6 protein-coding genes are annotated in these 4,281 nt (G+C 49.1%); 2 read left to right on the forward strand and 4 right to left on the reverse strand.

What is annotated here, in order from left to right; translation table 11 throughout:
- The coding region (locus Q1V74_RS01140) for a hypothetical protein (RefSeq protein WP_366524599.1) at positions 1-298 on the reverse strand (298 nt) is incomplete at its 3' end.
- Positions 299-406: 108 nt separating this feature from the next.
- Positions 407-1,402 carry a tripartite tricarboxylate transporter substrate-binding protein gene (locus tag Q1V74_RS01145; protein WP_300646686.1) on the reverse strand — a complete coding sequence of 332 codons (996 nt, stop codon included), beginning with the start codon at positions 1,400-1,402 and terminating at the stop codon, positions 407-409.
- 175 nt (positions 1,403-1,577) lie between these two features.
- On the opposite strand from Q1V74_RS01145, the gene Q1V74_RS01150 reads away from it, so the two are divergent.
- Positions 1,578-2,240: a GntR family transcriptional regulator gene (locus Q1V74_RS01150; RefSeq protein ID WP_300646687.1), complete on the forward strand. Its 663-nt coding sequence runs from the start codon at positions 1,578-1,580 to the stop codon at positions 2,238-2,240.
- Positions 2,241-2,279: 39 nt separating this feature from the next.
- Positions 2,280-3,209, forward strand: a complete 930-nt coding sequence (prpB, locus tag Q1V74_RS01155; protein WP_260649132.1) for a methylisocitrate lyase — start codon at positions 2,280-2,282, stop codon at positions 3,207-3,209.
- On the opposite strand, the gene Q1V74_RS01160 is transcribed toward prpB, so the two are convergent.
- Both Q1V74_RS01160 and Q1V74_RS01165 read right to left on the reverse strand, forming a co-directional pair.
- Entirely contained in the window at positions 3,210-4,025 is an 816-nt protein-coding gene (locus tag Q1V74_RS01160) for a UDP-2,3-diacylglucosamine diphosphatase (RefSeq protein WP_300646688.1), read from the reverse strand.
- Positions 3,991-4,281: peptidylprolyl isomerase (locus Q1V74_RS01165; protein ID WP_300646690.1), on the reverse strand; the 291-nt coding region annotated here is incomplete at its 5' end. The genes Q1V74_RS01160 and Q1V74_RS01165, both read right to left, overlap by 35 nt.

Genomic DNA, 4,281 nt, shown 5'->3' on the forward strand with positions numbered 1-4,281 from the left:
CCAAAACCACACCTAGCCAAACAAATAAAAAGGTAGCGACATCAAAACCCACCGTAGTCAGGCTTAAGCAAAACACCGCAAAAACCGTGAGCAGCAAAAGGTCACCAAGCAATGCTTTTCTTTGTTTTTGTTTGGACGTGGCATCTGTATCAGCCGAGGTCGAATCCTTGGTGTTGAGCAAAATAAAAGCCGCCAGACCAAGGACAAGCGCACCACTGGGCACAATAATAATTAGGTTAAAAAGCGTGGCAGAGGCACTAATAGCGCTCCAGTTTAAATAAACGGCGCAAGCGCTCACCAAAACTAAAAAAACAAGATGGCTTGTTGATATACGTTGCATAGTAGGCTTTTATTTTGAAAAAAGAATCAGCAAGCGACACACGCCGCTTGCTGTGCGGGAACAAAATTAGATTTGATCTTTAAAGCGTTCGAGAATTTGGTAGTTGCTCTCGATAATCTCGGTAGTTTTGTCTGGACCTAGCCAGTCGGAACCAATACGCTGCTCTTTGAGCTGGGCTTTAAAACCCTCGTCACTGAGCACTTTTTGATAGGCTTGCGCGACTTTTTCAAAGCGCTCGGGGTGTTTTTGTTTAAATTCGGCATGAGCCGCAAGACCACGCATCGAGCCAACCAAAGGCGTGACCGCATCTAAACCACGTGCCGTTAATACTTCGTTTAGCGTTGGTGCATCCCAGTCCTCGAGACGCTCATCAGAAGCCACGGCCAATGGACGAATAAACTCTTTAATGGAAATACTGCCATCGGCGGCTAGCACGGTCATATCGACTTGCCCCCCTGCGGCGGCAGTACGCGCTGCACCACCAGACTCATACGTCACGATATTAACGGCGTCGGCGGGTAAACCATAGGCTTCCAATAACAAAATCGTATTGATATGGCCGGTAGACCCAGGGACAACACTGACACGGTATTTACCCGGCTCTTTTTTTACCGCATCCATAAACTCGTCTAAGGTTTGGAAAGGAAGCTTAGCGTTTAAGGCAAATAAGTCCGTATCAGTCCACTGCCCGTTAATAAAAGCAAAATCATCCAGCTTATAGTTGGCGTTTTTATTCAAAATCGCACTGCTGATATAGGGGTGGATAGAGGTGAACAAGAAAAAGCTGCCGTCTTTGGGCATATTCATAAAATAGGTATGACCTACGTGACCACCGCCACCTTGTTGGTTAATGGCGCGAATGGGTACCCCAAGCTCATCTTGCATGCGTTGAGCTACGAGTCGTGCAGTACGGTCAGCTGAGCCGCCTGGACCTAAAGCAATCACAAAGGTGATTTGCTTATTTGGCCAGTTGTCAGCCGCCTGAGCCGGCATCCCAGCCAGTAAAAGAGCGCCCCCTAAAAACAGGCCCGATGCCCAAGATTTCATTTTTCTTAAAAACATAATCACTCCGATGCGTAGCATCCAAAGATGTTAACAATATGTAGCTAATAACCTTATTTGAATGGTTATGGTGCCACAGAGACAATAAGGGTTTACCCATAGTTTGCTCAATTATGTAGACAATAGTGCTATATTTTTGCTTTTAATCAGCATGATAAAGAGAAAAGGGGGTAGATTGTTGACAAAGCACGATAATCGGCATGGGGCCTCATCTCAGCAGATTGTAGACAATCTCTATAAAAACATTCTATGTGGGGCACTGAAACCGGGGGAGCGTTTAGCCGAGGTCGCCTTAGCAGAGCAGTTCAAAGTGAGCCGAGGTCCAGTCCGAGAGGCGTTACGCCATTTGGCGAGCATGGGCTTGGTGACGGTTACTCCCAATGTGGGAGCAAGCGTGCGGGTGATTACGCAGAACGAGGCGCGAGACCTGTACGAATTTAGAACCGCCTTAGAATCCGAGGCCGCGTTTTTAGCCGCTCAGCGCATCGATGACCTAGGCAAAGAGCGTATTGCACGCTTGGTAGCGGCGCATGCTGACACCATGTCATTACACCCCGTGGGGGCGTATGCCCCTCAGCATGGGGACAGTGACTTTCATAGTTTGGTCGCTCATTTGAGTGGGAATGCTTTATTAATCAAAGCCCTAACACAGGAGCTTTATCCCCAGCTCGTGTTATTGCGACGTCAGCATCAAAATGTGCAGGGGCGAGGCCAAGTGGCATTGGTAGAGCATCAACGCATCACCGAAGCCATCCAAACAGGGGATGCTGAACTGGCCGCTTTGCTGATGCGTCGCCATTTACAGTTTAGCTGGCAGGCCTTAGTCAGCCAGCTTTGAGTGGGATTTTAGACCTACCTTATTTTTTAGGAGTAAATCATGGAACAACGAAATGAAGCCGCTGCGGTATGGTTAGAGCAACCAACACCCACAGGCTTAGGACAGCAATTAGCCGACAAATGGCAGAAAAAAGAGTTTATTTCCATTGCTGGTGCGTATGATCCGATCGGTGCGTTATTAGCCCGCCAAGCCGGGTTTGATGCTTTGTATTTATCCGGTGGTGCGCTCACGGCCTCGTTGGGCTTGCCAGATTTAGGCTTGATTACCATGGATGAGCTGGTCGACCGTGCGCGCGCCATTGTTCGTGCCGTACGCATTCCATTGGTAGTGGATGGCGACACAGGCTTTGGAGAGGCTTTAAACACCATGCGCTTGGTGCGCGAGCTTGAAGACGTCGGGGTCGCCGCCGTACAACTAGAGGACCAAGTTCTACCCAAAAAATGTGGTCACCTAAACGGCAAGCAGCTAGTCACCGCCGAGGAAATGGCACAGAAAATCGCTGCTGCCGCACGGGCGCGTCGCGACTTGCGTATTATTGCACGCACCGATGCCGTCGCCACCGAAGGCTTAGACGCTGCCATTGACCGTGCCCGTCAATATGTCGAAGCAGGCGCCGATGCGATTTTCCCCGAAGCCCTAACCGATGCCGAGCAGTTTAAAGCTTTTGCCGAAGCCATCGACGCACCGCTATTAGCGAATATGACAGAATTTGGGCGTACCCCACAGACGTCCGCTCAGGAGTTTGAGCAAATGGGCTATGCCATGGCGATCTGGCCAGTTTCCAGCTTGCGCATTGCCGCCAAAGCACAAGAAGCATTTTACAATGAGCTCAAACAAACCGGCACCGCCGCCGGGCAAGTCAAAAACATGCAAACCCGTGCCGAGCTATACGAATTGATTAACTATTTTGGTTATGAATCATTGGATAGCAGTATCCAACGCACCATTGTGCCCGAAGCTTTAGACTAATTATTTTTTAAGCTTAAAGCGTAAGGTAGGGTGATGCAGGCGGTGAAAAGCGATCTGACCGTCTGCTTCCAAAGCGAGCCAACCACTGCGGCTTGGTTCGCTGTGATCGTATTCCCAGTCGGGTAATACAATTCGACTTAAGCCATTTTCCAGACGATGCAAAGCCGGCCGGTGCGTATGGCCATGGACTAACACCTGCTCGTGATGTTGCTGCAGTAAATCCATACACGCTTGCTCGTTCACATCGGTGATAGATTGCGGTAAGTATTGTTGTTGTTTTTGGCTTTGTTGACGTAGTCCACCGGCAATACGCTCACGCCAAGCTAACGGCAAACGCAAAAAAAAGCGTTGGAGCTTTTTATTACGCACACGCCGCCTAAAGCGTTGATAGCGCTGGTCATCGGTACACAGCTCGTCCCCATGGGTTAGCAAAAGACGATGATGATCTGTCTGTAAAATCAGCTGATCATCAAGCATCTGTGCGCCAACATAATGCGCAAAATGCCCATCCAGTAAAAAATCACGGTTACCGCGCATAAAAAAAATCGGCAAATCCATTGCCGTATGCCGGAAATGATACACCGCGTGTGCCAGCCAGGCAGGAGGGTCAATGGCTTGATCCGCCCCTACCCAAGCGTGGAAAATATCGCCGCATAAAATAAGCGCGTCAGCGTGTTGTTTGGCTTGATCTAAAAACTGATAAAAAGCCTGTGACGTTTTGGGGCTATGTGGCCCCAAATGAATATCTGCGGCGATCCAGACCGTACCGTGAAGCTGCAGCTTACTCAACAACGGTAGCGTTTTCGATGATGACATCTTCGACAGGTACGTCTTGGTGGAAGCCTTTGTTCCCAGTTTTAACACCTTTGATGCTATCTACAACGTCGGTGCCCTCGACAACTTTACCAAACACCGCGTAGCCCCAGCCATTAGGGGTAGGATTAGTGTGGTTAAGAAAATCGTTATCGGCAACGTTAATAAAAAACTGTGCGGTAGCAGAGTGCGGGTCGTTGGTACGTGCCATCGCAATGGTGTAGCGATCATTTTTTAGACCATTGTTGGCTTCGTTTTC

Source organism: Paenalcaligenes sp. (genome assembly GCF_030152715.1).
Lineage (GTDB): Bacteria > Pseudomonadota > Gammaproteobacteria > Burkholderiales > Burkholderiaceae_B > Paenalcaligenes > Paenalcaligenes hermetiae.

Coding starts and splice junctions, on each gene's coding strand:
- Q1V74_RS01145 (WP_300646686.1), bottom strand. CDS start 1,402: ATGTTTTTAAGAAAAATGAAATCTTGGGCATCGGGCCTGTTTTTAGGG.
- prpB (WP_260649132.1), top strand. CDS start 2,280: ATGGAACAACGAAATGAAGCCGCTGCGGTATGGTTAGAGCAACCAACA.
- Q1V74_RS01160 (WP_300646688.1), bottom strand. CDS start 4,025: ATGTCATCATCGAAAACGCTACCGTTGTTGAGTAAGCTGCAGCTTCAC.